The organism is Streptomyces millisiae (assembly GCF_031845425.1).
Classification (GTDB): Bacteria; Actinomycetota; Actinomycetes; order Streptomycetales; family Streptomycetaceae; genus Streptomyces; species Streptomyces millisiae.
In genome coordinates this window covers 143,839-168,007 of record NZ_JAVREM010000003.1, presented here as the reverse complement: position 1 = coordinate 168,007, position 24,169 = coordinate 143,839, and the positions used below count along the sequence as shown (strand labels likewise).

Genomic DNA, 24,169 nt, shown 5'->3' with positions numbered 1-24,169 from the left:
GTCAGGCGAGCGCCGGCATCAGGTGGTCGGCGATCAGGCGGAGTTGGGTGTCGACGTCGGCCGCCGCGGGGAGGTCGCGGCCGGTGAAGGCGTTGACCAGGGCGCGGTCGGTGATGGCGCAGATGAGGTGGTTGACGCCGGCGGGGGCGAGTTCGCGTTGGACCTTGGCCAGGCACTCCTCGGGGGTGCCGGCGATGGAGAGGCGGTCGGCGATGTCGGGGGTGGTGAGCTCGATGCCGCGGGCCAGGTCGCCGGCGGCGATGGCGTCGATGACGGGGGCCAGTTCCTCGGGCTCCACGCCGTTGCGGCGTAGCTGTTCGGCCGGCATGGAGGAGGCGTAGATGCCGACCATGCTGCGGGCGGCCTCCTTGGCGGCGGCCGAGTCGGGTCCGGTGGCGAAGACGACCCAGGCGCCGATGTCGAGGGTGCGCCAGTCGCGGCCGGCGCGTTCGGCGCCGGTGCGGAGGTGGGTGACGGCGTACTCGTAGGCCGCGCGGGTGTAGCTGAGGGCGTGGTGGACGCCGTCGGAGAGCTCGCCGGCGGCCTGGAAGGACTTCGGGCCCCGCATGGCGCCGAGGAGCAGCGGGACGCGGTCCTGGACGGGGCGGGCGAAGGTGAAGAGCCCGTCGTAGGTGTAGAAGTCGCCGCGGTGGGTGATGGCGCCCTCGTCGAGCAGGGTGCGGACGACGTGCAGGGCCTCCTTGACGCGGGTGAGGGGCCGGTCCTTGGCCCAGTCGATGCCGTACTGGGCGAGGAGCCCGAAGTTGCCGCTGGAGAGGACGCCCTCGGCGCGGCCGTCGGAGAGCTCGTCGAGGGTGGCGAGGGACTGGGCGATCAGGCTGGGCTCGCGCAGCGTGACCGGGGAGACGCTGGGGCCGAGGCGGATGCGGCTGGTCTGTCCTGCGGCCACGGCGAAGAGCTGCCACAGGTCCTTGTGCCAGGTCTCGTCGGCGGCGTAACAGCCGTGGAAGCCGAGTTCGTCGGCGAGGCGGATCGAGGCGAGCGAGTCCCGCAGCGGGTGGTCGGGGAGCAGGGCGTAGCTGATCTTCATGGGCACCGCCGTCGGTAGGGATACGGATACGGGTGCGTGCGAAGTGCTGTGTCCAGCCCTATCCGGTGGCCCGGTCCGGGAAACCGCCGCTCGGTTAGGGTCGGGAGCGTGATGAGTGAGTCGATGGCGGTGGCCGGGGACGGGGTGGCCGTCGCGTACCAGGTCGGGGGCGTGGCGGGCGGCGATCCTTTGGTGCTGCTGGCCGGGCAGTCCAACAGCCACCACTGGTGGGACGGGGTCAGGGAGGACTTCGAGGGCCGGTTCCGGACGATCACGCTCGACTACCGGGGCACGGGGGCGAGCGACAAGCCGGACGAGCCGTACACGACGCGGGGGTTCGCGGCGGACGTGGTGGCGGTGCTGGACGCGCTGGGGGTGGCGCGGGCGCACGTGTACGGGACGTCGATGGGCGGGCGGGTGGCGCAGTGGCTGGCGGCGGACCATCCGGAGCGGGTGGGGGCGCTGGTGCTCGGCTGCACCTCGCCCGGCGGGGCGCACGGGCACGAGCGGAGCGCCGAGGTGCGGCGGGCGCTGGCGCAGCGGGACCAGCGGGCGGCGGGGCGGGCGCTGCTGGAGCTGATGTACACGCCGGAGTGGCTGGCCACGCACCGGGGTCCCTTCCAGACGGTGGGCGATCCGGCGATGCCGGCGTTCGCGCGGCGGCGGCACTTCGCGGCGAGCGCCGGGCACGACGCGTGGGACGTACTGCCGGCGATAGGGGCGCCGACGCTGGTGGTGCACGGCACGGACGACCTGTTCAACCCGGCGGCGAACGCCCCGCTGCTCGGCTCGCGGATCCCGGAGGCGAAGGTGGAGCTGATACCGGGGGCGCGGCACGCGTACTTCGAGGAGTTCCGGTCGGTGGCCGGTCCGCTGGTGTCGGACTTCCTGGCGGCCGTGGCTGGGTAGCCTCCTGGGTGTCTCGACGATTCGACGCCGTGTTGTTCGACTATTCGGGGACCCTCTTCGACGACGGGGCCGTGCTGACGCCGGCCGGGGTGTGCGCGCAGGCGGCGCGGCGCGGGGTGGCGCTGGCGCCGGGCGAGGCGGAGCGGGTGATCGCGGGGGCGCTGGCGGCGGTGGACTCGCCGTCGGGTCGTGCCGCGCGGGAGGGGTGCGACCGTTCGGCGGCGCGGCATCGCGCGGTGTGGACGGGGCTGATGGCGGAGTCGGCGCCGGGGGCGTTGGCGGACGCGGTGTACGCGTGTCTGGTGGATCCCGGTTCGTGGCCGGCGTACCCGGACGCGGCGGGGGTGTTGCGGCGGCTGGCGGGTGCCGGGCTGCGGCTCGGGGTGGTGAGCAACATCGGCTGGGATGTCAGGCCCTCGTTCACGGCGCTCGGGGTGGCGGACCTGGTCGGCTCGTTCGCGCTGTCCTGCGAGCGGGGGGCGGTGAAGCCGGAGCCCGAGCTGTTCCTCGCGGCGTGTGAGGAGTTGGGCGTGGCGCCGGAGCGGACGCTGTTCGTGGGCGACGACCCGGTGAAGGACGGGGCGGCGGCACGCCTGGGGATGCCGGTCTACCTGTTGCCGGCGGCGCGGTCGGCGGGCCGGCCGCGCGGGCTGGCGGCGGTGTCGGCGCTGGCGGGCGCGGTCAGGGGGTGACCAGGGTCTTGCCGAGGGGGCGGCCGGCCGCCTGCTCCCGGAGCAGGGCGGGGAGTTGGGCGAGGGTGGTCTCGTGGGTGACGAGGCGCTCGACGCGCAGCTCGGGCGAGTCGGTGAGGGCGCGCACGGCGGCCGGGAAGTCGGCCGGGGTGGTGCCATAACTGCCGCCGACGTGAAGGGGTTTGGTGCCCCAGCGGGTGGCGGTGGCCAGCTCGTGGCGGCGCACGGTGTCGAGGTCGACGTCGAGCCCCGGGAGGGTGTCGCCCGGCGCGGTGCCGCCGTAGAGGAGGACGAGGCCGCCGGCCGTGGTGAGGCGCAGGGCCTCGGTGAGTACGTCGGCGTGGACGAAGCTGGTGGCGACGACCGTGATGTCGGCGGTGTCGGCGGGGAGTTCGCTCGGCGGGTGGAGCGGGAAGGTGACGGCGTCGCGCCGGCGGAGGAAGTCGAGGCGGTCGGCGCTGCGGTTGGCGAGGGTGACGGTGGCGCCGCGGGTCTGGGCGAGGGCGGCGATCAGCACGCCGGCGGTGCCGGCGCCCAGCACGGTGAGGCGGGTGCCGGCCAGGTCGCGGTGGCGGTGGCGGGCGGCGGCGGTCAGGCAGTGGTGGGCGCAGGCCAGGGGCTCGCCGAAGACGAGGCGGCGGGCGGGCGCGTCGGATGGCAGGGTGGGGAGGGCGTCGCGCAGGGCGGTGGCCGGTCCGGCCGCCCACAGGCGGGTGGCGAAGCCGGTGGAGCGCGCGACGGGCACGTTGGGGTCGAGCCCGACGCGGCGTCCCGGGGGCAGCTCGGGGAGGGTGGACTCCTCGACGGTGCCGACGATCTCATGGCCGAACTGGCTGACGCCGTGCCGGTTCCCGACGATCTCCTTGAGGTCGGAGCGGCAGACGCCGGCCAGTTCGACGCGGACCAGGACGGCGTGTTCGCCGGCCGGGCGGGGCGGCGGGGTGGTGAGCGGCAGCGGTCCGTGCGGGCCGAGTTCGACCCTCACGCGGCGGCCTCCAGCAGTTCGAGCGCCTCGCCGAAGCCGTCGGCGATCAGGTGGGCCTCGGCGGGGGTGAGGATCAGCGGGGGCCGCAGCTCGATGACGTTGCCCTGGCCGTGCTCGGAGACCCGGGTGAGCAGGCCCCGGGAGTGCAGGGCGCGGTGCAGGGCGTGGGTCTTGGCGACGGCCTTGCCGCCGTCCGGTTCGACGAGTTCGACGCCCAGCATCAGGCCCAGGCCCCTGGCCTCCCCGATGACCGGGTGGTCCTGGGCGAGCGCGGTGAGCCGGTCCAGGAGGACGGCGCCGGCGGCGCGGACGTTCTCCAGGAACCCCGGGCGCTGGATGATCTCCAGGGTCTTGACGGCGGCCGCGGCGGACAGGGTGTGGCCGCCGTAGGTGAAGCCGTGCAGGGAACGGTCCCAGCCGGCCATCCGCTCCTCGGTGAGGATGGCGGCGAGCGGCAGGCCGCTGCCGGTCATGCCCTTGGAGAGGGTCATCATGTGCGGGGAGACGCCGAACTGTTCGGCCGCGAACATGGTGCCGGTGCGGCCGAAGCCCGTCTGTGCCTCGTCGAAGACCAGCACGATGCCGCGTTCGTCGCAGAAGCGGCGCAGCTCGGCGAAGTAGCCCGGCGGGGGCACGATGTTGCCGCCGACGCCGCTGATCGGCTCGATCAGCAGGCAGGCGACGCTGCCGGAGCTGGCGTGGGTGATGAAGTCGTCGATGCGCTCCACGCACAGCATGCCGCAGGTGGTGGGTTCCTCGCGGTAGAAGCAGCGGTAGCAGTAGGGGTCGGGGACGTGGACGGCGCCGGGCAGCCACAGCGGGAACGGGGCGCGCATCCTGCTGTGTCCGGCGAGGCTGGCGGTGGCCATGGTCTGGCCGACCTGGCCGCGGAAGGGCACGATGACGTCGCGGCGCCCGGTGAGGTGCTGGGCGATCTTGATGGCGCCCTCGTTGGCGGTGGAGCCGCCGGAGCTGCGGAGGTTGACCCGGGTGAGCCCGGGCGGGGCGAGCGCCACCAGCTGGCGCATCACGTCGTTGGTGGGGCCGGTCTGGAAGGAGGAGCTGGCGAAGACCAGTTCCTCGGTCTGCTCGCGGACGGCGGCCATCACCTCGGGGTGGTTGTGGCCGAGGATCAGGTTGAAGGTGCCGGAGACGCAGTCCAGGTACTCGCGCCCGTCCGAGTCCCAGCAGCGCACGCCGTCGCCGCGCACCAGCAGCGCGTCGCCGAGCTGGTACTGGGCGACCTGGGTGGGGTCGGCGAGGGGGTCGGGGGCCGGCTCAGGCATGGCGGTCGCGGTGGTCGGCGTCGAGCCCGTCGAGCTGGGCGCGCACCCAGCTCTCCAGGGTCCAGGGGCGGGCGGCGGCGCGCCTGCGGTGGGCGGCCTGGCGTCGCTCGTGGGGCTGTGCGGTGAGCCCCGCGACGATGGCGTCGGCCTGCTCGCGCAGGTCGAAGGGGTTGACGGTGCGGCAGACGGGGGCCAGCACCTCGGCGGCGCCGCACATCTCGGAGAGGATGACGTCGGCGTCGCGGGTGTTGACGAGCGGGGCCTCGAAGGTGGAGAGGTTCTGGCCGTCGACCGTGGAGTTGAACATCAGCAGGTCGGCGCGTTGGAAGCAGGCGATGGTGTGGTCGACCTCGTTGTCGCAGTGCAGCCGCACGGTGTCGGCGCCGAGGCGGGCGTTGGCGTCGGCGACCGCCTCCTCGACGCGGCGCACGTAGTCGGCGTTGGCGTCGACGTAGAGCCGGTTGGGGTTCATCCGGACCAGCATCCGGGTGCCGCGCAGCCGCGGGTCGGTGCGCAGGGCCAGGACGAAGGCGTGGACGGCGCGTTCGGCGTTCTTCATCGGGTCGGTGCGGCCGCTGTGCACGACGAGCGGGTCGTCGCCGGCCCATTCGGCGATGCCGTCGGGCAGTTTGGGGTCGCGCCCCTCCAGGGTGAGGGGGCTGTAGCCGAGCGGCATGGTGCGGACCCGGCTGCGGTGGCCGCGCCAGTCGACGGTGCCGGCCTCGCGGTCGACGCGGGCGTCGGGCAGCAGGTCGGCGACGCAGTCGAGGAAGTTGCGGCACCAGCGGTCGGCGAAGAAGCCGATGGTGGTGGCGGGCAGCATGCCCTCCAGCAGGCCGGTGCGCATGCGCTTGGGGAGGATGCGCCAGTAGTCGGCCGAGGGCCAGGGGATGTGGACGAACAGCAGGATCGGCGCGTCGGGGCGGGCCTGGCGTAACCGGGCGGGGACGCCGACGAGTTGGTAGTCGTGGACGAGGTAGGCCGGTTCCGCGGTGTCGGCCGAGGCGTCGAGCAGGGCGCGGGCGAAGTCGTCGGTGAACTCGGCGAACCGGTCCATCGCCTCGTGGGTGGCGTCGTCGAAGGCGGGGGTGGTCCAGCGGTCCCAGCCGTAGTTGTTGGCGGCCCACAGCAGTTCGGCGGTGAGGTGGTTCTGCACGATCTCGAAGGTCGTGCGGTCGTGGCGCAGCAGTCGGATGGTGATGTCGCGCCCGGAGGGCAGGCCGAGGGTGAGCCCGGTCGGGTTCTCGGTGGCGGCGCGGTGGTCGTCGTCGGTGTCGGCGCTGGCTATCCAGGACACGTCGAGCACGCCGGCCTGTTCGGCGACGACGTTGCCGGTGCCGCCCGGGGCGAGCCAGGGGCGGAGCCGGCCGGTGTCCGGGTCGGGCGCGTAGGAGACGGCGGCCCGCTTGCTTGCCAGGAACAGGTGTCGGTCGGTCATGGCGGCTGCTCCTCTCCCGCGGCTATCAGCCGGGTGCTGGCCTCGCGGACGTCGACGGGGTCGAGTCCCGCGAGTTCTGGGATGGTGGCGGCGCGTTCGCTGTGCAGGCAGGCGTTGCGTGGGCGGCAGGCGTAGGCGGTGTCGTCGCGGGGCGCGGGGCGGGCCAGGGCGGGGTCGGCGCCCTGGGCGCGGGCGATGTGGCGGGCCCAGTCGAGGCGGCTGAGCCGGGTGGGGCCGCCCAGGTGGAGTACGCCGGTCACGTCGGAGGTGAGCAGGGCGGCGGTCCAGGCGGCGACGTCGTCGGCGAGGACGGGGGTGTTCCAGTGGTCGTCGGGGACGCTGACGGGTTGGCCGGCGGCGAGGCGGAGGGCGCAGGTGGTGAAGAAGTTGGGGCGCAGGCCCGCGGTGTCCCAGCCGTAGACGAGGCTGACGCGCAGCGCGAGGGCGTCGCCGGTGGCGAGCAGGGCCTGCTCGGCGGCGAGCTTGGCGCGGCCGTAGGCGTTGGCGGGCGCGGTCGGGTCGGACTCGCCGTAGCTGGGGCGGTCGCCGGGGAAGACGTTGTCGGTGGAGATCATCAGGGCCCGGCGGCCTTCGAGGAGGGCGGCGATCCGGCGGGCGCCGCCGTGGTGGGCGGCGTCGGCGGCCTCCGGGTTGGCCTCGCACCAGGTGATGTCGGACGGGCCGTGGACGGTGACGACGGCGTCGGGTCGCGCGGTGGCGAGGAGCCGGTCGAGGGAGTCGTGGTCGAGAACGTCGGCGGGCAGCCAGTCCAGGCCGCGGGTGCCGGGCGTGTCGGGCCGGTGCCGGGAGCTGAGCACCGGGTGGTGGCCGAGGGCGGCGAGGCGCCGGCCGACCTGCCCGGCGATGTACCCGGCGCCGACGACGAGGACCCGACTCCCGCCGCTCATACCAGGGCTCCGGCCCTGGAGTCGCTGGCTCTGGGGTCGAGGAGGCGGGTGGCGCGGGCGCCGGCGACGACGAGCAGGCCGCCGAGCGCGACGAGGCCGAGCGCGGTGGGCAGGCCGAGCCAGCCGGCGAGGGAGCCGACCAGCGGCGGGCTGGAGAGGAAGCCGGCGTAGGAGGCGGTGGTGACGGCGGATACCGCGGTGGCGCGCTGCCCCGGCGCGGCGGCGCGGCCGGCCGCGCCGAGCAGGGTGGGCAGCACCGGGGCGAGGCCGATGCCGGCGACGGCGAAGCCGGCCAGCGCGAGCCAGGCGGTGTCGGCGAGGGCGGCGGTGGCGATGCCGAGGCCGCCGAGGGTGCCGCCGAGGGTGGCCAGGGTGCGGTCGCCGAGGCGGTCGCCGCGCCACTGGGCGAGCATCCGGCCGCCGGAGAGGCCCGCCATGTAGGCGGCGGGGCCGAGGCTGGCGAGCAGCGGCCCGGTGCCCAGCTCCTCCTCCAGGAGGATGGCGCCCCACTGTTCGACGGCGTTCTCCATGAACAGGACGGCGGCGCCGACGACGGCGACCAGCAGCAGCGGCCCGGTGAGGAACGCGCGGGTCCCCCGGGTCGGGCCTGGGCGGTTCTCGGCGGGGGTCTCGGCGCGCTCCTGCCAGCCCCGCGGGTCGACGGCGAGGAGGGCGCTGGCGGCGACCAGCAGGGCGATCAGGGCCAGCACGGTGAGCTTGGAGGCGCCGAGTTCGCGGCCGAGGCCGACGGCCGGCGCGGCGAGCACCATCACCAGCGGGGTGACGGCGTGCACCTTGTTGAACAGCCGGGTGCCGTCGCGCGCCTCGTGGGCGGCGGTGGTGGCGTTGAGCGCGACCTCGATGGCGCCGCTGGTGGCGCCGACGAGCAGCAGCGCGACGGTGAAGGTCCACCGGTCGGGGGCCAGGCCGACGACGAGGACGCTCACCGCGAAGAGCGCGGTCACCGCGGGCAGCACCCGGTGGCCGAGGCGTCTGGCGAGCCGCCCGGTGAGCAGCATGGCCGGCACGGCGCCGACCGGCACCGCGAACAGGGCCAGGCCCAACTGCTGGTCGCTGAGATCGAGATCGGACTTGATCTGGGGAATGAGCGGCGCCCAGCCGCCCCAGAAGAGACCCCAGCTGCCGGCCACCGCGAGAAGTCCTAAGACCCCGCCGTTCCCAAGCCGCACTCCACGCTCCGTTCACCCCGTTGTGATCCAGGTCGCACACCACTATCGCGCAGCCCCTGGTACAAAGCCAGGCCGCCTCGTAGCGTGAGGTAATGGACATGCCACCGACGGCGGCGGAGGCACCATGGACGATCGGGAAGACGGACGGTTCTGGGCGATCGACGCGGGGGGCAGTTCCACCACCGCGGCCCTCGACGACGGGTCGCGCCTCAGACGCGGCTCGGTGAACCCCGCCTCGGTGGGGGCGGTGGCCGCCGAGCGGGTGCTGCGTGAACTGCTCGGCGAGGTCGCGGCGCGGCTCGGCCCCGAGGGGGCGCGTACGGCCCGCGGCTGGTTGGCGACGGCCGCGCTGGACGCCGGCGCGGCGGCGGCGGACGTGGCGCGGATCGTCGCGTCGGCGCGGGCGAGCGGCCTGACGGGGCCGCTGGTGGTCTCGCGGGACGTGCTGCCGCTGCTGCTCGCTCCCCCGCTGGCCGGTCGCGGGGTGGCGGTGGTGTGCGGCACGGGCTCGGGCTTCCTCGCCTCGGACGGCTCGGGGCCGCCGGTGTCGGTGGGCGGCTGCGAGTACCTGGGCAGCGACGAGGGCAGTGCCTTCCAGCTCGGTCTCGACGGGCTGCGGGCGGCGGTGCGCGCCCTCGACGGGCGCGGCGCGCCGACCGCGCTCGGCGTCGAGCTGGCGGCCGAGTTCGGCTCGCCGGTACGGGAGTTGGCCAGGGAGCTCGCGGCGCGGCCGTTCCCGAAGTCGGCGGTGGCGGCGCTGGCCCCCGTGGTGTCACGGTGCTGGCTGGCCGGGGACGAGGTGGCCGGCGCGGTGGTGACGGGGGCGCTCGACGAGCTGGTGGCCGGGGTGCGGGCGGCCCGGGACCTGGCCGGTCTCCGGGGCGAGTGGCCGGTGGTGTTGAACGGCGGGGTGTTCCGGGGCTCGCCCGAGTTCGCCACCGCTCTTGGCCGGCGCCTGGTCGCCGAGTTGGGCGCCGCGGCGCCGCCGGAGCGGGTGGCCGACCCGGCCGGGCGGGTGCTCGCGGCGCTGCGCGCGCGACCGGCCGGTCCCTCGGAGGCGCTCGCCGGCTGGGCCTGGACCGTCGAGCGGGAGGCCGGGGAAGGGGTACGCGGATGACCGCGGAGGTGGGATCGACGGAAGGGCCGATCGAACTCGGCCTGTGTCTGGCCGCGTTGGCGCCGGCCGGACTGGAGGGCGCGCTGGCGGCGGCCGGCCGGGCCGGGGTGCGGGTGGTGGACCTGCCGGCCGACTCGACCTTCGGTCTGGTGGCCGCCGACCGGGCCGAGGACCCCGGCTACCACGCCGCGTTGCGCGCGCGGCTGGCCGCCGCCGGCGTCGCGGTGGGCTGCGTCAGCAACAGCCGGGACACCCAGCTGCTGCTCGGCCCGCACGGCCCGCAGACCGACCCGGTGCTGGCCGGCCCGGCGGAGGCCAAGCGGGCGCACGGGCTGCGGGCCGCGCTGGCCACGGTGCGGCTCGCGGCCGGCCTCGGGGCGCCGCTGGCGCGGCTGATGCTGGGGGTGCCCGACCTGTCGCGGTGGCTCTCCTGGTGGGGCAGCGACGTGAGTTGGCAGGACAACGTGGACGCCTGGGCGCGGGCCGCCGAGCCGATCCTGGAGCTGGCCGCCGCCTCCGGGGTGCGGGTGGTGGTGGAGCCGCACCCCAAGCAGGTGGCCTACGACCCGGCGAGCGCGCGGGCGTTGCTCGCGGCGGCGGCGGGCGTCGGGCTCTGCGTGGACCCGGCGAACCTGGCGGCGGTGGGGCACGACCCGGTGCGGGCGGTGCGCGGCTGGGGCGAGCGGCTGGCCGCCGTGCACGCCAAGGACCTCCAGTGGTGGCGCGAGCCGGGCGACCCGGTGGGTGCCGGCTGGTCGCGGTACGGCCCGGGCCCGGCGATCAGGTTCCGGGCGCTCGGCGCGGGCGAGCTGCCGTGGCCGGCGATCGTGGCGGCGCTGCTGGACGAGGGCTACCGGGGCGTGCTGTACGTGGAGCACGAGGACGCGCTGCTGCCGACCGCGCAGGGGGTGGCCAACTCACTCGCGCTGCTGCGCGGGTTGCTGCCGCACGCCACCGCCGAGGGGCGGACGTGGTGAGCCCCGCGACGGGCCTCCCAGGGGTGCGTGGGGCGCTGCTGGCCGGCGGTCTCGGGCAGCGGATGGGGCCGCTGACCGCTGAGGTGTGCAAGCCGCTGGTGCCGTACGCGGCGGCCTGCCGGCTCGTCGACTTCAGCGTGGCCAACGCGGTGCGCTCGGGCCTCGGCGAGCTGGTGCTGCTGTCGTTGCACCGGGAGTCGGACCTGGTGGACCACCTGCTGCGGCACTGGGACCACCATCCGGGCACCCGGCTGCACTTCGGGCCGCACGACGCGCTGCTGCGATCGGGCGGCGGCCTCGGGCCCGACGGGCGGCTGCCGGCGCGGCCGGCCGAACGCGGCACGGCGGACGCGCTGCTGGCCAACGCCGCGTACCTGTTCGCGCCGGGGGCGAGCGACCTGCTGGTGCAACACGCCGACCACGTCTACCTGTTCGACTACGCGCCGATGCTGGCGGCGCACCGGGAGTCCGGCGCGGACTGCACCATCGGGGTGCAGCGCGTCGAACGACGCTACGTACGGCTGTTCGGCATGGTGGAGGTCGACGAGCGGTGGCGGGTGCGGGCGCTGGTCGAGAAGCCGGAACACCCCACCTCCGACCTGGTGTTCACGGCGTTCTGCCTGTTCCGGATCGAGGCGCTGCGCGAGGTGCTGGACGAGTTGGCGGGGCGCGGCGCGGACGGCTGGCAGCACGACATCAGCCGGGACGTGCTGCCGGAGATGATCGCGGCGGGCCGTCCGGTGACGGCGTTCCCGGTCGCCGACTACTGGGCCGACATCGGCACCGTCGAGCGCTACCACTCCGAGCAGCTGCGGCTGCTGCGCCGGCCGCATCCGCTGCCGCCCGCCCTGCTGCCGCGCACCCTGTCGGGCGCGGCGCCGCGCTACGCGCCGGAGGCGGACAGCCTGCTCGGCGCGGAGCCGGCGGCCGGCGCCACGGTGCGCGGCAGCGTGCTGCACCCGGGCGGCCGGGTGGAGCCGGGCGCCCGGGTGGAGCGTTCCGTGGTGCTGCCGGGCGCCACGGTGGCGGCCGGGGTGAGCGTGTTGGACAGCGTGGTGCTGGCCGGCGAACGGCTGACCGCGGACCGGCACGGGCTCGCCTCACTGACTGCCTGACCTCACAGCGCGGCGGCCGGGCGTAGCAAGGTCGCGGCGAACTCCTCGAAGGCGTCGGGGAGTTCGTCCGGTGGCACGCTCGGCGGGTAGACCAGGGCGCGGGTGACGCCGAGCGCCGCGAGCTCCGCCACCCGCTCCGGGGTGGCCGGGGCGGCCTCGGCGATCAGCTGGATGGCGTCCGGGTCGCGGCCGGCGGCCTCGGCCGCCGCCCGGCACTCGGCGAACAGCGGCACCGGGTCGGCCACGGCCGGGAAGTAGCCGTCGGCGAGCCGGCCGGCGCGGCGGGCCCCGGCCCGGGTGTGGCCGCCCAGGATCAGCGGGATCCGCCCGGCCGGCTTGGGGTGGCAGCGGGCCCTGGTGAACCGGTGGTAGCGGCCGGCGAACGTCTCGTCGTCGCTCCACAGGGCGCGCAGCACCGCCACGTACTCCTCGAACCTGGCGGCCCGGTCGTCGAAGTCCACGCCCACGGCGGCGAACTCCTCGCGGAACCAGCCCATGCCGAGGCCGAGGTCGAGCCGCCCGCCGGAGAGGTGGTCGAGGGTCGCCGTCTCCTTGGCGAGCACCACCGGGTTCCGCTGGGGCAGGATCAGCATGCCGGTCACCAGGCGCACCCGGCTGGTGAGCGCGGCGGCGTGGGCGAGCCAGGTCAGCGGGTCCGGGTAGGGCCACTCGGCGGGCACCGGCAGCCGGCCGTCGTCCGCGTACGGGTAGCGGGTGGTGTGGTCGGCGGGCAGCACCACGTGTTCCGGCACCCACAGCGACTCGACGCCGTGCCGCTCGGCCAGGACCGGGAGCAGGCGCGCGGCCTCGGGCGAGTGGTGCGGCGGCATGTCGGGCGAGAGCAGTCCGATCCTCATGCGGCGGCCGCCCCCGTCGTGATGCGCTCGGCCAGCAGCGAGGCCACCGCCACGGTGGTGAGGTGGGTGTTGGCGCGGGGGATCACCGGCATCAGCGAGGCGTCGGCGACGTGCACGTTGGCCAGGCCGTGCACCCGGCCGTCCGGCCCGGCCACCGCCGTCGGGTCGTCCTCCGGGCCCATCCGGCAGGTGCCGACGGCGTGCCAGTAGCCGCTGGCGGCGGCCCGGACGGCGGCCGGTTCGCGGTCCGCCTCGGCGGCCGGCGGGGCGGCGGCGAGCGCGGTGAGGCGCGCGGTGGCGGCCAGGTCGCGGGCGAGGTCGAGGCCGTCCAGCACGACCCGGATGTCGTGGCCCTCCGGGTCGGTGAAGAAGCCGTGGTCGATCTCCGGCGAGGCAGCCGGGTCGAGGGAGGCGGCGCGGACCCGGCCCCGGGATCTGGGCGCCATCACGAAGACGTAGAGGCCGGCGGTGAGCGGCCCGTTGTAGAAGCCCTGGGCGTCCTCGGCCGGGCCGGCCGAGGGCACGATGTGGAGGTCCCAGTCCTCGTCGGCGGCCTGTCCTGAGCGGGCCTTGACCAGGCTCTGCGCGAAGTAGCCCGCGGCGGCGTCCGGCATCCGCTCGACGAGGGCGTCCGTGGGGGCCAGCATCAGACCGAGCGAGGAGTGGTCGGTGAGGTTCTCCCCCACCCCGGGCAGCGGCAGCGCCACCGGCGCGCCGATCCGGCGCAGTTCGGGCTCCGGGCCGACGCCGCTGCGCACCAGCAGCGGCGGGGTGCCGTAGGCGCCGCAGGCCAGCACCACCCGGCCGGCGTGGACGGTGAGCGGGCGGCCGGCGTGCACGGCGGCCACGCCGGTGGCCCGGTCGCCGGCCAGGATCAGCCGGTCGGCCAGGGTGTCGGGCAGGACCCGCAGGTTGGGGCGGTCGCGGGCCGGGTCGAGGTAGGCGAACGCGGTGTGCCAGCGGGTGCGGTCGACCGCGTTCAGCGGCACCCAGCCGATGCCCTCGCGGGCGTCGTCGGCGTTGATGTCGGGTAGGAACGGCAGGCCGAGCGCGCCGGCCGCCTCGATCACGGCGTGGTGCCAGGCGGTCTGGTCCCGCTCGGGCACCGCCCGCACCCGCAGCGTGGCCACCGCCTCGTCCAGGTGGGGGCGCAGCGCCCGGTGGTCGAACGCGCCACCGGATGGCGGGCCCCAGGCGTCGTAGTCGGCCGGGGCGCCGACGGTGGCCCAGCAGCCGTTGTGGGCCGAGGAGCCGCCGACGACGCGGGCCCTGGCGCAGCAGGGCGGGGCGGTGAGGTCCCAGTCGTGGCCGCGGGCCGCCGAGCGTGCGTCGAGCAGCTCGGCCGGCCAGCGCGTCGGGTCGAACGGGCCGTAGTCGGGGCCGGCTTCGAGCAGGAGCACCCGGTGCTCGGGGTCCTCGCTGAGCCGGGCGGCGACGACGCAGCCGGCGGCGCCGGCGCCGACGACCACGGTGTCGGCGGTCAGGGTGTCGGGTGGTTCTTGGGTGTCCGTGGGAGTGTCGGTGCCGTGCATCGGGGCTCCCTTCCGGGCCGGGGTCAGGACAGTGCGCGGGCCAGCTCCTCCTCGTCGATGAAGGAGGCGTGGGTGCCCGCGGTGGAGACGGCGTGGGCGCCGGCCGCCGAGCCGGCCCGCATGGCGGTGGGCCAGTCGGCGCCGCCGAGCCGGGCGTACAGGAAGCCGGCGACGTAGCTGTCGCCGGCGCCGTTGGTGTCGACCACCCGGCCGCCGGGGACGGGCGAGGCGGGCAGCCGGCGCAGCGGCTGCCCGGGCAGCGCGAGCAGGCTGCCGTCGCCGCCGGCCAGGGCGACCACGGCGGAGGCCCGGCCCTTGGCGAGGATGTCGCGGGCGACGTCCTCGACGCGGTCGCCGAGCGCGGCCGTGGAGACGAAGACCAGGTCGGCGCCGTAGGCGAAGTCGCGGTGGTGCTCGCTCTCGCCGTCCCAGTCGTGCAGGTCGGTGGAGGTGGGGAGGCCGGCCGCGACGGCGTCGGCCAGGGCGTGCCTGGCCCAGTCCATGATGGAGACGTGGACGTGCCGAACGCGGCCGAGCGCGGGCCGGTAGAGGTCGGGGTCGACCGTCATCCCGACGGGCTGCCTGGCGTCGTAGAGGGAGAGCCGGTGGCCGTGCCGGTCGACGAGGTTGACGCTGCGTCGGGTGCCGCTGGGGTGGATCCGGTGGTCGAAGGAGAGCCCGGCCTTGGCGTAGTGGGCGGTGATCAGCTCGCCCTCGAAGTCGGCGCCGATGACGTCGGCGAGGTGGGTGCGCAGGCCCAGCCGGTGGCAGCCGAGCGCGACCCCGTTGCCGGTGTGCGCGACATATCGCTCGATGGGCGGCACCATGACGGAGTCCCGCGGCGGCAGCGGGAGTTCGGGGACGCGGACGATGGTGTCCACGCCCACTCCCCCGATCACGAACACGTCGAACGGCGTCCGGTCGTCCCCGGCCTGGTCCCGATGGGTCACGTGGCGTCCCTCTCCTCGTCGCGCGCCGCCCCCGGCGCGTCCAGCACCTCCCAGCCGACCCGGCCGTCGGCGCGGGTGATCAGCAGCACGACGGCCGGCTCGGTGGCTGCCGGCACCGTACCGGTGAACGTGCCGTCGGCGTCGGCCATCAGCGGCGATGTCGTGGCGCCGCGCACCACGTCCACCGTCCTGGCGCCCGGGGCGCGGTACGCGACGTGCCAGCCGGCGGCGCCGGCCGGCCGCACGGTGCCGGTGCCCGGCGTGGGCGGCACGGGTGCCGGCGCCGGGCGGTGCGGGGTCAGGGTGCCGGCGCGGACGCCGGTGAAGACGGCGTGGAAGGTGGCGGCCACCCGCTCCCAGGTGAAGGCGCGGGCGGTGCGGATCGCGTTGGCCCGCAGCCGGGCCAGCTCCTCGGGCGGCGCCACGAGCAGCCGGTCGACCTCGGCCCTGATGGCGGCGGTCAGCGCGGGGTCGTCGGCGCGGAAGGAGCGGGGCAGCGCGGCGCCGGTGGCCTCGGGGTGGTCGGGGGGCCTGGTGTGGCCGAAGTGGGCCATGCCGAGTTGGGCGGTGGCGACGGGCACCGCGCCGCAGGCCATGGCCTCGCCCATGGCGAGCAGGAAGGTGTCCATCTCGAACTTGGAGGGGAACAGGCAGAGTTCGGCGGAGCAGGCCAGCTCGATCAGTTCGGCCTCGGGGATCGGTTCGGTGGAGAGCCAGACCGCGTCGGGGTGGGCGGCGGCCAGCCCGGTCAGCTCGGGGTCGGTCGGCGGCAGCGGGCTGAGGCAGTGCAGCACCGCGTTGAACCGCCGTCCCTCGTCCAGGAGTTGGCGCAGCGCGCGGGCGAGCTCGCGCTGTCCCTTGTGGTGGATGGCGTACCGGGCGTTGTGGTAGATCGTGGGCCGCGCGGGATCGAGGCCGCGGCGGCGCAGCACCGCGTCGCGGTCGACGCGGGCCCGGTCGGCGGCGAGCCAGGCGGGGCCGACGGCGCAGCCGCCGACGACCAACCGGTCCCGCGCGGCGGCCAGTTCCTCGCGCACCCGGAGCCGCTCGAAGAGGGCCTGGGCCGGGGTGTCGCGCTGGGTGGTGACGTGTTCGAGCTGCCCCGGGGAGAGGAAGTCCAGGGCGGAGGCGGTCCTGGCGACCAGGGCGAGGCCGCTGACGTAGTCGTGTCCCGGGCGTTCCGGGTACTCGTTGTAGAGGTGGGTGACGGGCAGGTAGGCGCGCATGGCCCGCTCCAACGGGCCGTCCAGCGGCGGGTCCTGGAGCCCGGCCACCGGCGCGTCCGAGGCGCCGAGGTAGCGCAGCAGGGCGCGGACCTCGGGGCCGTAGACCTTCTTGTTGACCGGCATGTTGCTCTGCACGGTGCAGACGGTCTCGGCGCCGGCGCGACGCAGCGGGGCCGGCATCAGGTAGTGGTAGTAGGGCTCGTGGAGGTGGACGACGGTGCCGGCCCGCACCGTCCCGGCCAGGTAGCGGGTGGCGGCGAGCTGGAAGAGCAGCGGCTTGAGGAAGCCGAGGTCGCGGCCCTTGGACTCGTAGGGCGGGTAGAAGGTCTCGGGGTGGGCGTCCAGCAGGCCGCCGGCGAGCAGCACCACGTCGATGCCGTCCACGGTGATCCGGTGGGCGGTGACCTCCGCGGTGAGCCGGGCGGCGGGGCCGTGGTCCGGCCAGACGGCGGGGTCGAGCGGGACCTCCACGTCGACGGTGTCGGCGTGGTCGAGGTCGGTGACGTGGTGGTGGCGGCGCAGTTCGGGGAGGGTGCCGTGGGCGGCGGTGAGGCCGCTGACGCGTAACCCGCGGTCGCGCAGGGCGCGGCTGAGGTTCCACAGGTAGACGGAGATGCCGCCCTTGACGAACCGGTGGTCGAAGCCACCGAACTCGAAGTGGCACTCGACGACGTCGATCGGCTCGGCGGCGGTGGGTCCGGTCACGCGCGCGGGCTCCTTCCGGTGGCGGCGACGAACGCCCGGAGCGAGATCCAGGTGAGGTCGGCGTAGTAGTCGGCGTCCTGGTCGCCGGCGCGTTCGCCGTGGTGGCGCAGCTCGTGCAGGGCGCGCAGCAGGTAGGGGACGCGCAGCGCGCCGGGCGCGGCGCCGGCGGTGAGGGGGGCGACGGCGCGGGCCGCCCAGTCGGCGCCCGGCGGCGGCAGGGGCCGGGCCGCGGTCGCGGGGGCGAGGGCGAGGCGGCGCAGCGCGGTGGCGTACCGGTGCTTGTGGTACGCGCGTCGGTGGGCGGTGCGGGCGACCTGCTCGTCGGCGGTGAAGCACTCGACGGCCCGGACGAGGGCGGCCAGGTCGTCGAGCGGGCCGGCTTCCGGCGCCGGCGCGCCGGCCGGGTCGACGAACCGCACCCGGTCGTCCGCGTCGACGAGCACATGGCCGAGGTGCAGGTCGCCGTGGACGGGCCCGACCGCCTGGAAGGTGCCAGCGGCCCACCGGTCGGCGAGCGCGGCGCAGCGGTCGAGCAGCCGGTGGCGTGGCCCGGTGGACTCGGGCAGGGTGCGGCGGACGTCGGCGATGGTGCCGGCGAGCCGCGGCAGCCGGTCGGCGAGCGGCGCCGGCCGTGGCGGGCGGAGCTCGGCGAGGGCGTGGTGCAGGTCGGCGAGTGCGGCCCGCACCCGCTCCAGCAGCGGGTCGAGCGGCTGGTCGGGGACGGTGCCCGCCCAGTGGGCGCGCAGCGCGGCCCGCAGCGGCACGTCGAGCGGGACGCCGGGGGCGACCCGGGTGACCAGCGCCAGGCAGCCCCCGGGACGGCCGTCGGGGGCGAGGTACTCGAGGTGGCCGACCGCCTCGGGCAGCGGCGCCCGCCGGCCGGCGAGCCGGGAGAGCAGGGCGAGTTCGCCGCCGCCGTCGCCGAGCGTCCGGTAGACCTTGAGGACCAGCTCCTCGGGCGGTCGGCCGGCGGTGACCCGGGCGACGGCGTTGGTGACGGTGGCGGTGAGCTGGGCGCCGAGGCGGGCGGCGGTCAGCGGTGGGCCGTGCCAGCGCACCCCGCCGCCGCGCGCGGTGGTCCAGGCCGGGCGGGCGGCCAGCGCGAGGACGGCGGAGAGCAGCGCCGGGTCGTCCTCGGCGAGCACGAGCACGGCGGCGGGCGCGCCGGTGCCGTCGGTGCCGTCGGTGCCGTCGACCGCCGCCCAGGTGACGGTGGTGGGGCCGGCGCACAGGTGGTCGAGCGGCCGGAGGCTCGCCGGGTCGAGGGTGGCGCGGGAGAACCAGGGGGCGCGCGCCACGGCCGCCCGCAGCCGTTCCGTGTCCGGGGTCACGGGCCCACCGCCTCGAAGCGCCGCACGCCGAGCGACCAGACGCGCAGCGCGAGGAGGGTGAGGGCGGCGCTGATCGGCACGGCGAGCCAGGTCAGCGCGGAAGGACCGTGCAGGAGGTGGTCGGCGGGCACGAAGCCGGTGAGCGCGAACGGCAGCAGGCTGGTGAGCAGCGCCCGGGCCGGCCAGGGGAAGACGTCCAGCGGGTAGCGGGCGGTGTCGGCGAGCTCGTAGACGGCGGTCATCACCTGGAGGCTGGTGGTGGTCCAGAACGCCAGCGCGGCCAGCAGGAGTTTGACGGCCGCGAGCACCAGCGCGCCGGCGAGCAGCAGCACCGCGAAGACCGCGATCCGGGTGGGGGCGAGGTCCAGGTCGAGACCGCCGGCCGCGTAGCCGATGACGGCGAGTCCCGCGACGGCCTCGCCGATGCCCTCCGGGTAGCAGAACCGCTCCGAGAGCAGGCTGAACAGCGGGTGCACGGGCCGCACCAGGTAGCGCACCAGCTCGCCGCGCTGCACCAGCTTGCGGCCGAGCTCCCACAGTTGGTCGGTGAAGGCGTGGTCGAGACCGCGCACCAGCATGGCGACGCCGAGCAGCAGCACCGCCTCGCGGAAGGTCCAGCCGGCGATGTCGGTGACATGCCGGTAGATCACGCCGAGCAGCAGCGCGTGGAGCACCACGCGCAGCGCGAACGCGCCGACGCCGACCAGGAAGTCGGCCCGGTAGGAGACCAGTCGGCGCAGCCCGACGCCGGTGAGCAGCGCGGCGAGGCCGGCGTACCGGCGCAGGACGGTCATCCGCCGCTCACCTCCCCCCTGCGCAGCGCGGTCCGCCAGGCGAGGGCACAGGCCAGCACGCCGAGCGCGGTCCACAGCAGTTGGAGGCCGAGCGCGCCCCAGGCGGCGGCGCCCTCGACCCGGCCCAGGAGCAGCCGCACCGGGGTGGCCACCATGGCGGTGAACGGCAGCCACTCCAGGGTGGATCGGGCGGCGGCCGGCATCAGTTCGAGCGGCACCAGCTGGCCGGAGCAGAAGGCGACGACGGTGCCCTTGAGGTAGCGCACCCCCCAGGTGCTGGTGGTGACGAAGCCGGCGAGGCCCACCAGCAGGTTGAGCAGGATGCCGAGGGTGGTGGCCAGCAGCGCGGCCGGCAGGAACCAGGCGAGGCCGGCGGGGGCGGGCGCGGCCAGCGGCACGGTGCCGAGGGCGCACAGCAGCAGCGGGGCGACGACCAGGAGCAGCCGAACGGCCAGGTAGGGCAGGGCGATGGCGGCGTGGGTGCCGAGGAAGCCGATCGGGCGGAGCATGCCGGTGACGTGGTCCCCGCGGTAGATGTCGCCGGAGAGGGTGTCGTCGACCCGGTTGGACAGCAGCACGGCCAGCAGGTTGCCGGCGAGCAGGTAGGTGGTCATGCCCGTGACGTCGTAGTCGGCGATCTCCCGCTGCTCGGCGTAGACGGCCTGCCAGACGGCGAGTTGGACCACCAGGGAGAGCGCGGTGGTGAGCGCGGTGAGCAGCAGCGCGCCCCGGTAGGCGAGGGCCGTCCGCCAGCCGGCGCCGAGCAGCGCGCCGTAGCCCCTGGCCCGCGCCGCGGTTCTCATCGGCGGCCCCGGCTCAGCTCGGGGGCGACGTACAGGGCGCGCAGCACCTCGCCGAGCGTGGGCTCCGGGGCGACCAGGTCGGTGACCGCGACGAGCGCCGAGGCGGCGGCCAACACCCGTTGCGGAGTGACGAGTTCGGGCGGGCCCTGGACGGTGACGCGACGCCGCCCGGCCACGGTGACGGCCGCCGGGCCGCCGAGTTCGAGCTCCAGCAGGCGGGCGAGCGGCTCGGCGTCGAGGTCGGCGTCGGCGGCGTACTCGAAGCGCACGGTGCGGGTGGGAGCCTGCCGCAGCAGGTCGTGCAGCCGGCCGGTGTGGACGACCCGGCCGGCGTCCACCACCACGACGTGCTCGCAGATGGCGCTGATGTCCGCGACGTCGTGGCTGGTGAGCAGCACGGTGGTGCCGCGCTCGGCGGCCACCCGGTTGACCAGCTCGTGCACGGCCTCCTTCAGCAGCAGGTCGAGGCCGATGGTGGGCTCGTCGAGCAGCAGCACGGCGGGGTCGTGGAAGAGGGCGGCGGCGACCTCGGCGCGCATGCGCTGGCCGAGGCTGAGGGTGCGCACCGGGCGGTCGGCGAGCTCGCCGAGGTCCAGGAGCTCGTCGAAGAGCCGCAGGTTGGCCTGGGCGACGGCCGGCGGCAGGTCGTGCAGCCGGGCCAGGATCCGGAACGAGTCGGCCACCGGCAGGTCCCACCAGAGCTGGGTGCGGTGGCCGAACACGACGCCGATGGCACGGGCGTGGGCGTAGCGGTCCTGGCGCGGCTCGCGGCCGGCGACCAGGCAGCGCCCGGAGCCGGGGGTGAGCACCCCGGCGAGGATCTTGATGGTGGTGGACTTGCCGGCGCCGTTGACGCCGAGGTAGGCCGTGCGCTCGCCGGCCGGCACGCGGAAACTGACCCCGTCCAACGCGCGGACCTCGGTGGTCTCCCCCGTGAACAGGCCGCGCACCGCGCCCCAGAGCCCGGGGCGGGTGGCGCGCACCCGGAACACCTTGGTCAACTCCTGTGCCTCGATCATGCCGTGGTTCATGCCCTTCCCTGGTGTACGTCGTCGATGGCCCGCCCCAACCGGCGTATCGCGTCGGTGAGTTCGTCGGGCTCGATGACGAAGGGCGGCGCGAGGCGCAGCGTCTGGCCGCCGGGCATCACCCGCACCCCGAGGTCCAGCGCGCGCCGGTACACCCGGTCGGCGGCGGCCGGGTCGGGCGCCCTGGTGGCCCGGTCGGCGACGAGTTCGACGCCCCACAGCAGGCCGAGGCCGCGCACCTCGCCCACGGCGGGGTGGTCGGCGAGCTCGCCGAGGGCGGCGGCGAGGACGGCGCCGAGCTCGGTGACCCGGGTCAGCAGGTCGTCGCGGCGCAGCACGGTGAGGGTGCTCGCGGCGGCGGCCAGGCCGACGGCGTGGCCGCCGTAGGTGGAGCCGAGGCCGCCGGCGGCCCGCCAGGTCCGCTCGTCCAGCACCCGGTGGCGGCCGGCGAGCACGGCGACGGGGTGTCCCGAGCCGACGCCCTTGGCGAGGGTGACCAGGTCGGGGCTGAGGCCGTAGTGCTCGGCGGCCAGGAAGCGGCCGGTGCGGCCGCCGCCGGTCAGCACCTCGTCGGCGATCAGCAGCACCCCGTGTTCGGCGCAGGCCCGGCCGACGACCTCCCAGTAGCCGGGCGGCGGCACGATCACCCCGGCGGCGCCCTGCACCGGCTCGGCGAGCAGGGCGGCGACGTCGGGCCTGGCGACGGCCTGCCGCACGGTGAGGCGGGCGCAGAGCAGGTCGCAGGAGGGGTAGCTGGCGTCGAAGGGGCAGCGGTAGCAGTACGCGGGGTAGCCGAGCAGCGCGGGCGCCGGCGGCTCGGTCCCCACGTCCCACTGGACGGGGGCGCGGGCGCCGCGGGTCTTGCCGTGGAAGCCGCGGCGCAGCGCGGCGATCCTGGTGCGGCCCGGGGCCGCGGCGGCGTGCGCGGCACGCAGCGCGGCCTCGACGGCCTCGGCGCCGGTGGTGAGGAAACCGAGGGCGCCCAGGTGTTCCGGCAGCATCCTGGCCAGCGCGCGGGCGGCGGCGAGCCGCGCCGGCGTCGGGTTGTCGTGCACGTTGACCAGCCGGGCCGCCTGCGCGGTGACGGCCCGCACCACCTCGGGGTGGCTGTGCCCGAGCGACTGCGTCATCGTCCCGGCCACGAGGTCCACGTACTCCCGCCCGTCCACGTCCACGAGCGTCGCGCCACGCCCGTAGGCGAACACCCGCCGCCCGAGCGACGTCTCCTGACTGACGGTCGGCGGCAGATACCCGGCCTCGGCGGCCAGGTGCGCCTCGCCGGCGGCACCGGGGGACGCGTCGTCGGGCTGTCCGCCGTCCGTTCCTTCCGGCGCTGCCGCGGGCGGTGTCATCGGGGGGTGCCCGTCAGCTCGGCGCGGAGGAGGCGGCGTTCGATGGTGGGGGCCGTGGCGGGGTCGGCGGCCGCCTTCCAGCGGCGCACGGCGGCGCGGAGGGCGGCGGTGTCGGCGTGCCGGAGCGCGGCCGTGAAGCGCGGCAGGTCCTCGCCGCGGCGGGCCGCCTCCGGGGTGGGGGGTGGTCCGGTCGGCGGCGGGTCGGCGATCGGGGGGCGGTCGCCGAGGAGCGCGGCGGCGAGCTCGGGGGAGAACAGCGGCGCGAGTTCGCGCCGCCGCTCCGTCGGGGCCAGGGCGCGCAGCAGCTTGACGGCCAGCGCCTCCTCAGGGTGGCCGGCGACGCCGCCCCAGGCGGCGATCGCCGCGGCCGGCAGGGCGCTGAACGCGGCCAGCAGCGCCACCGAAGCGGCCGCCGGCTGGCCGCGCAGCGCGCGGCCGGCGCGGTCGCACCAGGCGGCGAGCCCGGCGCCGGGTCCGGCGGTGGCCGTCGGGAGCAGGCCGAGCAGTATCTCCCAGCAGTCCAGCTGTACTTCCGGCAGCTCGGCCATCAACTCGGCCGGCAGCGACGCCGGTTGGATGTCGGCATAGAGCAGCCGCACCAGACGGTGCGGGGTGCGCTGGACGCGCCAGCAGTCCTCGTGGGCGTGGTCGGCGAGCAACTCCTCGACGGTGACCGGCTCGGCGGACAGGTCGGTGCGCACCCGCCCGTCCCCGGTGGCCTCGAAGTGGTACAGCTCGTCCAGGTGGCTGCCGCCCCGCAGCGGGGCCGCGTGCCGCTCGATCGCCGCGAGCAGCGCGTCGCCGCGCCGCAGCAGCGCGCCGCGGCGTTCCCCGGTGAGCGGGCCGGCGTGCCGCTTGAGCCGCAGCAGCTCCTCGGAGAACGCCTGCACCAGGAAGGGGGTGGTCAGCCGGTGGCTCATGGCCAGGCCCAGGTAGGGGAAGACGGCGCAGGAGCGGCATCCCGGGCGCCGCCCGACCTCGTGGTCGCGGACCCGGATCAGCTCGGGGTCCGCGACGAGCTGACGATAGGGCCGGTCCCAGGGCAGCGAGGCGTCCCACTCGTGGTAGCAGGGCAGCATGACCCGACCGTCCGGGCCGACGGTCAGAATCCGCGAGTTGGCGCCGCAGTGGGTCTCGGTGGTCGGGTCGAGGGTCCGCAGGTGGTGCAGGAAGGCGAGGCTGACGACGGTGTACGGCTCGTAGCGCAGTTCGGCGACGCGGCGGGCCAGTTCGGCCGTCGGCAGGCTGGGCGGCGGCGGGCTCGCCGGCTCGGTGGCCGGGTTGGCGCGGCCGTTGACGGCGGCGAGCTTGAGCATCCGGACCGAGCCGGCCGGGCGCAGCTCGCGTTGGGCGGCGAAGTAGCTGAACATCGGCGACAGGTAGACCGGCACCCGCGCCCGTTGGGCGTAGGAGACGATCTCCGGCAGCTCCGCCGCGTTCTGCCCGGACACCACGCAGATCAGCTTGACGTTGTCGGCGCCCGCCGCGCCGAGGTCCCGGACCAGGTCCAGCGTGCGGTCGAGCGTGTCGGTGCCGCGGATGCCGTGGTAGCGCTCGGCGTCGAGGGTGTCGAGCGAGACGTTGACGGTGCCGAGCAGCGGCACGATCTCGCGGGCCGCGGCCGGGAAGCGGATGGCGTTGGTGGTGAGGTCGACGGACATGCCGAGCTGGTGGGCGTGCCGGACGGCGGCGGTGACCTCCCGGTGCAGCGCCGGCTCGCCGCCGGTGATGTCCACGTAGCTGACGCCGAGTTCGGCGAGCTCGTCGAGACAGCGGCGCAGTCCGTCCGCGGTGAGCTCGCGGTGGCCGTCGAAGACCGGGTCCTGCCAGACGTTGCAGTAGCCGCAGCGCGCGTTGCACCGGAAGGTGATGTAGAGCCGGGCGTGCCGGAACCGGCTGACGGCTGGCGCCATGCGGACCTCC

The 24,169-nt window shown here is 75.9% G+C and carries 21 protein-coding genes; 5 read left to right on the top strand and 16 right to left on the bottom strand.

Going from position 1 to position 24,169, the window contains the following annotated elements; all coding sequences use genetic code 11:
* Window position 1 precedes the first annotated feature (1 nt).
* A complete protein-coding gene (locus RNC47_RS04840; protein WP_394814708.1) occupies window positions 2–1,051 on the bottom strand; it encodes an LLM class flavin-dependent oxidoreductase in 1,050 nt (349 codons plus the stop codon).
* Window positions 1,052–1,162: 111 nt separating this feature from the next.
* Here RNC47_RS04840 and RNC47_RS04835 point away from each other — a divergent pair, with 111 nt between their 5' ends.
* Together RNC47_RS04835 and RNC47_RS04830 are read left to right on the top strand one after the other, a co-directional pair.
* Window positions 1,163–1,960 (top strand): alpha/beta fold hydrolase, encoded by a 798-nt coding sequence (locus RNC47_RS04835; protein ID WP_311595788.1) that lies wholly within the window; start codon window positions 1,163–1,165, stop codon window positions 1,958–1,960.
* 29 nt (window positions 1,961–1,989) lie between these two features.
* The gene (locus RNC47_RS04830) at window positions 1,990–2,652 is read left to right on the top strand and encodes an HAD family hydrolase (RefSeq protein ID WP_311595787.1); all 663 of its coding nucleotides are present in this window, start codon (window positions 1,990–1,992) and stop codon (window positions 2,650–2,652) included.
* Here the strand turns inward: RNC47_RS04830 and RNC47_RS04825 are convergent.
* The 5 genes from RNC47_RS04825 to RNC47_RS04805 are packed head-to-tail and all read right to left on the bottom strand — an operon-like array spanning window position 2,642 to window position 8,420.
* Window positions 2,642–3,637: an alcohol dehydrogenase catalytic domain-containing protein gene (locus RNC47_RS04825; RefSeq protein ID WP_311595786.1), complete on the bottom strand. Its 996-nt coding sequence runs from the start codon at window positions 3,635–3,637 to the stop codon at window positions 2,642–2,644. The two genes, RNC47_RS04830 and RNC47_RS04825, sit on opposite strands and share 11 nt — an antisense overlap.
* Entirely contained in the window at window positions 3,634–4,923 is a 1,290-nt protein-coding gene (locus RNC47_RS04820) for an aspartate aminotransferase family protein (RefSeq protein ID WP_311595785.1), read from the bottom strand. The genes RNC47_RS04825 and RNC47_RS04820 overlap by 4 nt, the downstream gene beginning before the upstream one ends.
* Window positions 4,916–6,361 carry a trehalose-6-phosphate synthase gene (locus tag RNC47_RS04815; protein WP_311595783.1) on the bottom strand — a complete coding sequence of 482 codons (1,446 nt, stop codon included), beginning with the start codon at window positions 6,359–6,361 and terminating at the stop codon, window positions 4,916–4,918. The genes RNC47_RS04820 and RNC47_RS04815 overlap by 8 nt, the downstream gene beginning before the upstream one ends.
* Complete coding sequence (locus RNC47_RS04810; RefSeq protein ID WP_311595781.1) at window positions 6,358–7,269, bottom strand: SDR family oxidoreductase; 912 nt, start codon at window positions 7,267–7,269, stop codon at window positions 6,358–6,360. Before RNC47_RS04810 ends, RNC47_RS04815 begins: the two co-directional genes overlap by 4 nt.
* Window positions 7,266–8,420, bottom strand: a complete 1,155-nt coding sequence (locus RNC47_RS04805) for an MFS transporter (protein WP_311595779.1) — start codon at window positions 8,418–8,420, stop codon at window positions 7,266–7,268. Before RNC47_RS04805 ends, RNC47_RS04810 begins: the two co-directional genes overlap by 4 nt.
* Window positions 8,421–8,583: 163 nt before the next feature.
* Here RNC47_RS04805 and RNC47_RS04800 point away from each other — a divergent pair, with 163 nt between their 5' ends.
* Genes RNC47_RS04800 through RNC47_RS04790 form a run of 3 tightly spaced genes read left to right on the top strand, consistent with a single transcriptional unit; the run spans window position 8,584 to window position 11,668 of the window.
* Window positions 8,584–9,576 (top strand): BadF/BadG/BcrA/BcrD ATPase family protein, encoded by a 993-nt coding sequence (locus RNC47_RS04800; RefSeq protein ID WP_311595778.1) that lies wholly within the window; start codon window positions 8,584–8,586, stop codon window positions 9,574–9,576.
* Window positions 9,573–10,553 carry a sugar phosphate isomerase/epimerase family protein gene (locus tag RNC47_RS04795; protein WP_311595775.1) on the top strand — a complete coding sequence of 327 codons (981 nt, stop codon included), beginning with the start codon at window positions 9,573–9,575 and terminating at the stop codon, window positions 10,551–10,553. Before RNC47_RS04800 ends, RNC47_RS04795 begins: the two co-directional genes overlap by 4 nt.
* Window positions 10,550–11,668 (top strand): sugar phosphate nucleotidyltransferase, encoded by a 1,119-nt coding sequence (locus tag RNC47_RS04790; protein WP_311595773.1) that lies wholly within the window; start codon window positions 10,550–10,552, stop codon window positions 11,666–11,668. Before RNC47_RS04795 ends, RNC47_RS04790 begins: the two co-directional genes overlap by 4 nt.
* Window positions 11,669–11,670: 2 nt before the next feature.
* Here the strand turns inward: RNC47_RS04790 and RNC47_RS04785 are convergent, their stop codons facing one another.
* From RNC47_RS04785 to RNC47_RS04740, 10 genes are read right to left on the bottom strand one after another with little or no spacing between them, the layout of a single operon-like run.
* On the bottom strand, window positions 11,671–12,525 hold the full coding sequence (locus RNC47_RS04785; RefSeq protein WP_311595772.1) for a TIGR03619 family F420-dependent LLM class oxidoreductase: 855 nt from the start codon (window positions 12,523–12,525) through the stop codon (window positions 11,671–11,673).
* Window positions 12,522–14,057 (bottom strand): GMC family oxidoreductase, encoded by a 1,536-nt coding sequence (locus RNC47_RS04780; protein WP_311595771.1) that lies wholly within the window; start codon window positions 14,055–14,057, stop codon window positions 12,522–12,524. The genes RNC47_RS04785 and RNC47_RS04780 overlap by 4 nt, the downstream gene beginning before the upstream one ends.
* A 23-nt stretch (window positions 14,058–14,080) precedes the next feature.
* Complete coding sequence (locus RNC47_RS04775) at window positions 14,081–15,007, bottom strand: carbohydrate kinase family protein (RefSeq protein WP_311595770.1); 927 nt, start codon at window positions 15,005–15,007, stop codon at window positions 14,081–14,083.
* Complete coding sequence (locus RNC47_RS04770; RefSeq protein WP_311595769.1) at window positions 15,004–16,938, bottom strand: glycosyltransferase; 1,935 nt, start codon at window positions 16,936–16,938, stop codon at window positions 15,004–15,006. Before RNC47_RS04770 ends, RNC47_RS04775 begins: the two co-directional genes overlap by 4 nt.
* Window positions 16,935–18,269, bottom strand: a complete 1,335-nt coding sequence (locus tag RNC47_RS04765) for a phosphotransferase (protein WP_311595768.1) — start codon at window positions 18,267–18,269, stop codon at window positions 16,935–16,937. The genes RNC47_RS04770 and RNC47_RS04765 overlap by 4 nt, the downstream gene beginning before the upstream one ends.
* On the bottom strand, window positions 18,266–19,063 hold the full coding sequence (locus RNC47_RS04760) for an ABC transporter permease (protein WP_311595766.1): 798 nt from the start codon (window positions 19,061–19,063) through the stop codon (window positions 18,266–18,268). Before RNC47_RS04760 ends, RNC47_RS04765 begins: the two co-directional genes overlap by 4 nt.
* Window positions 19,060–19,866 (bottom strand): ABC transporter permease, encoded by an 807-nt coding sequence (locus RNC47_RS04755; RefSeq protein WP_311595763.1) that lies wholly within the window; start codon window positions 19,864–19,866, stop codon window positions 19,060–19,062. Before RNC47_RS04755 ends, RNC47_RS04760 begins: the two co-directional genes overlap by 4 nt.
* Complete coding sequence (locus tag RNC47_RS04750) at window positions 19,863–20,897, bottom strand: ABC transporter ATP-binding protein (RefSeq protein ID WP_311595762.1); 1,035 nt, start codon at window positions 20,895–20,897, stop codon at window positions 19,863–19,865. The genes RNC47_RS04755 and RNC47_RS04750 overlap by 4 nt, the downstream gene beginning before the upstream one ends.
* The gene (locus RNC47_RS04745) at window positions 20,894–22,246 is read right to left on the bottom strand and encodes an aspartate aminotransferase family protein (protein WP_311595761.1); all 1,353 of its coding nucleotides are present in this window, start codon (window positions 22,244–22,246) and stop codon (window positions 20,894–20,896) included. Before RNC47_RS04745 ends, RNC47_RS04750 begins: the two co-directional genes overlap by 4 nt.
* The gene (locus tag RNC47_RS04740; protein ID WP_311595759.1) at window positions 22,243–24,159 is read right to left on the bottom strand and encodes a radical SAM protein; all 1,917 of its coding nucleotides are present in this window, start codon (window positions 24,157–24,159) and stop codon (window positions 22,243–22,245) included. Before RNC47_RS04740 ends, RNC47_RS04745 begins: the two co-directional genes overlap by 4 nt.
* Window positions 24,160–24,169 lie beyond the last annotated feature (10 nt).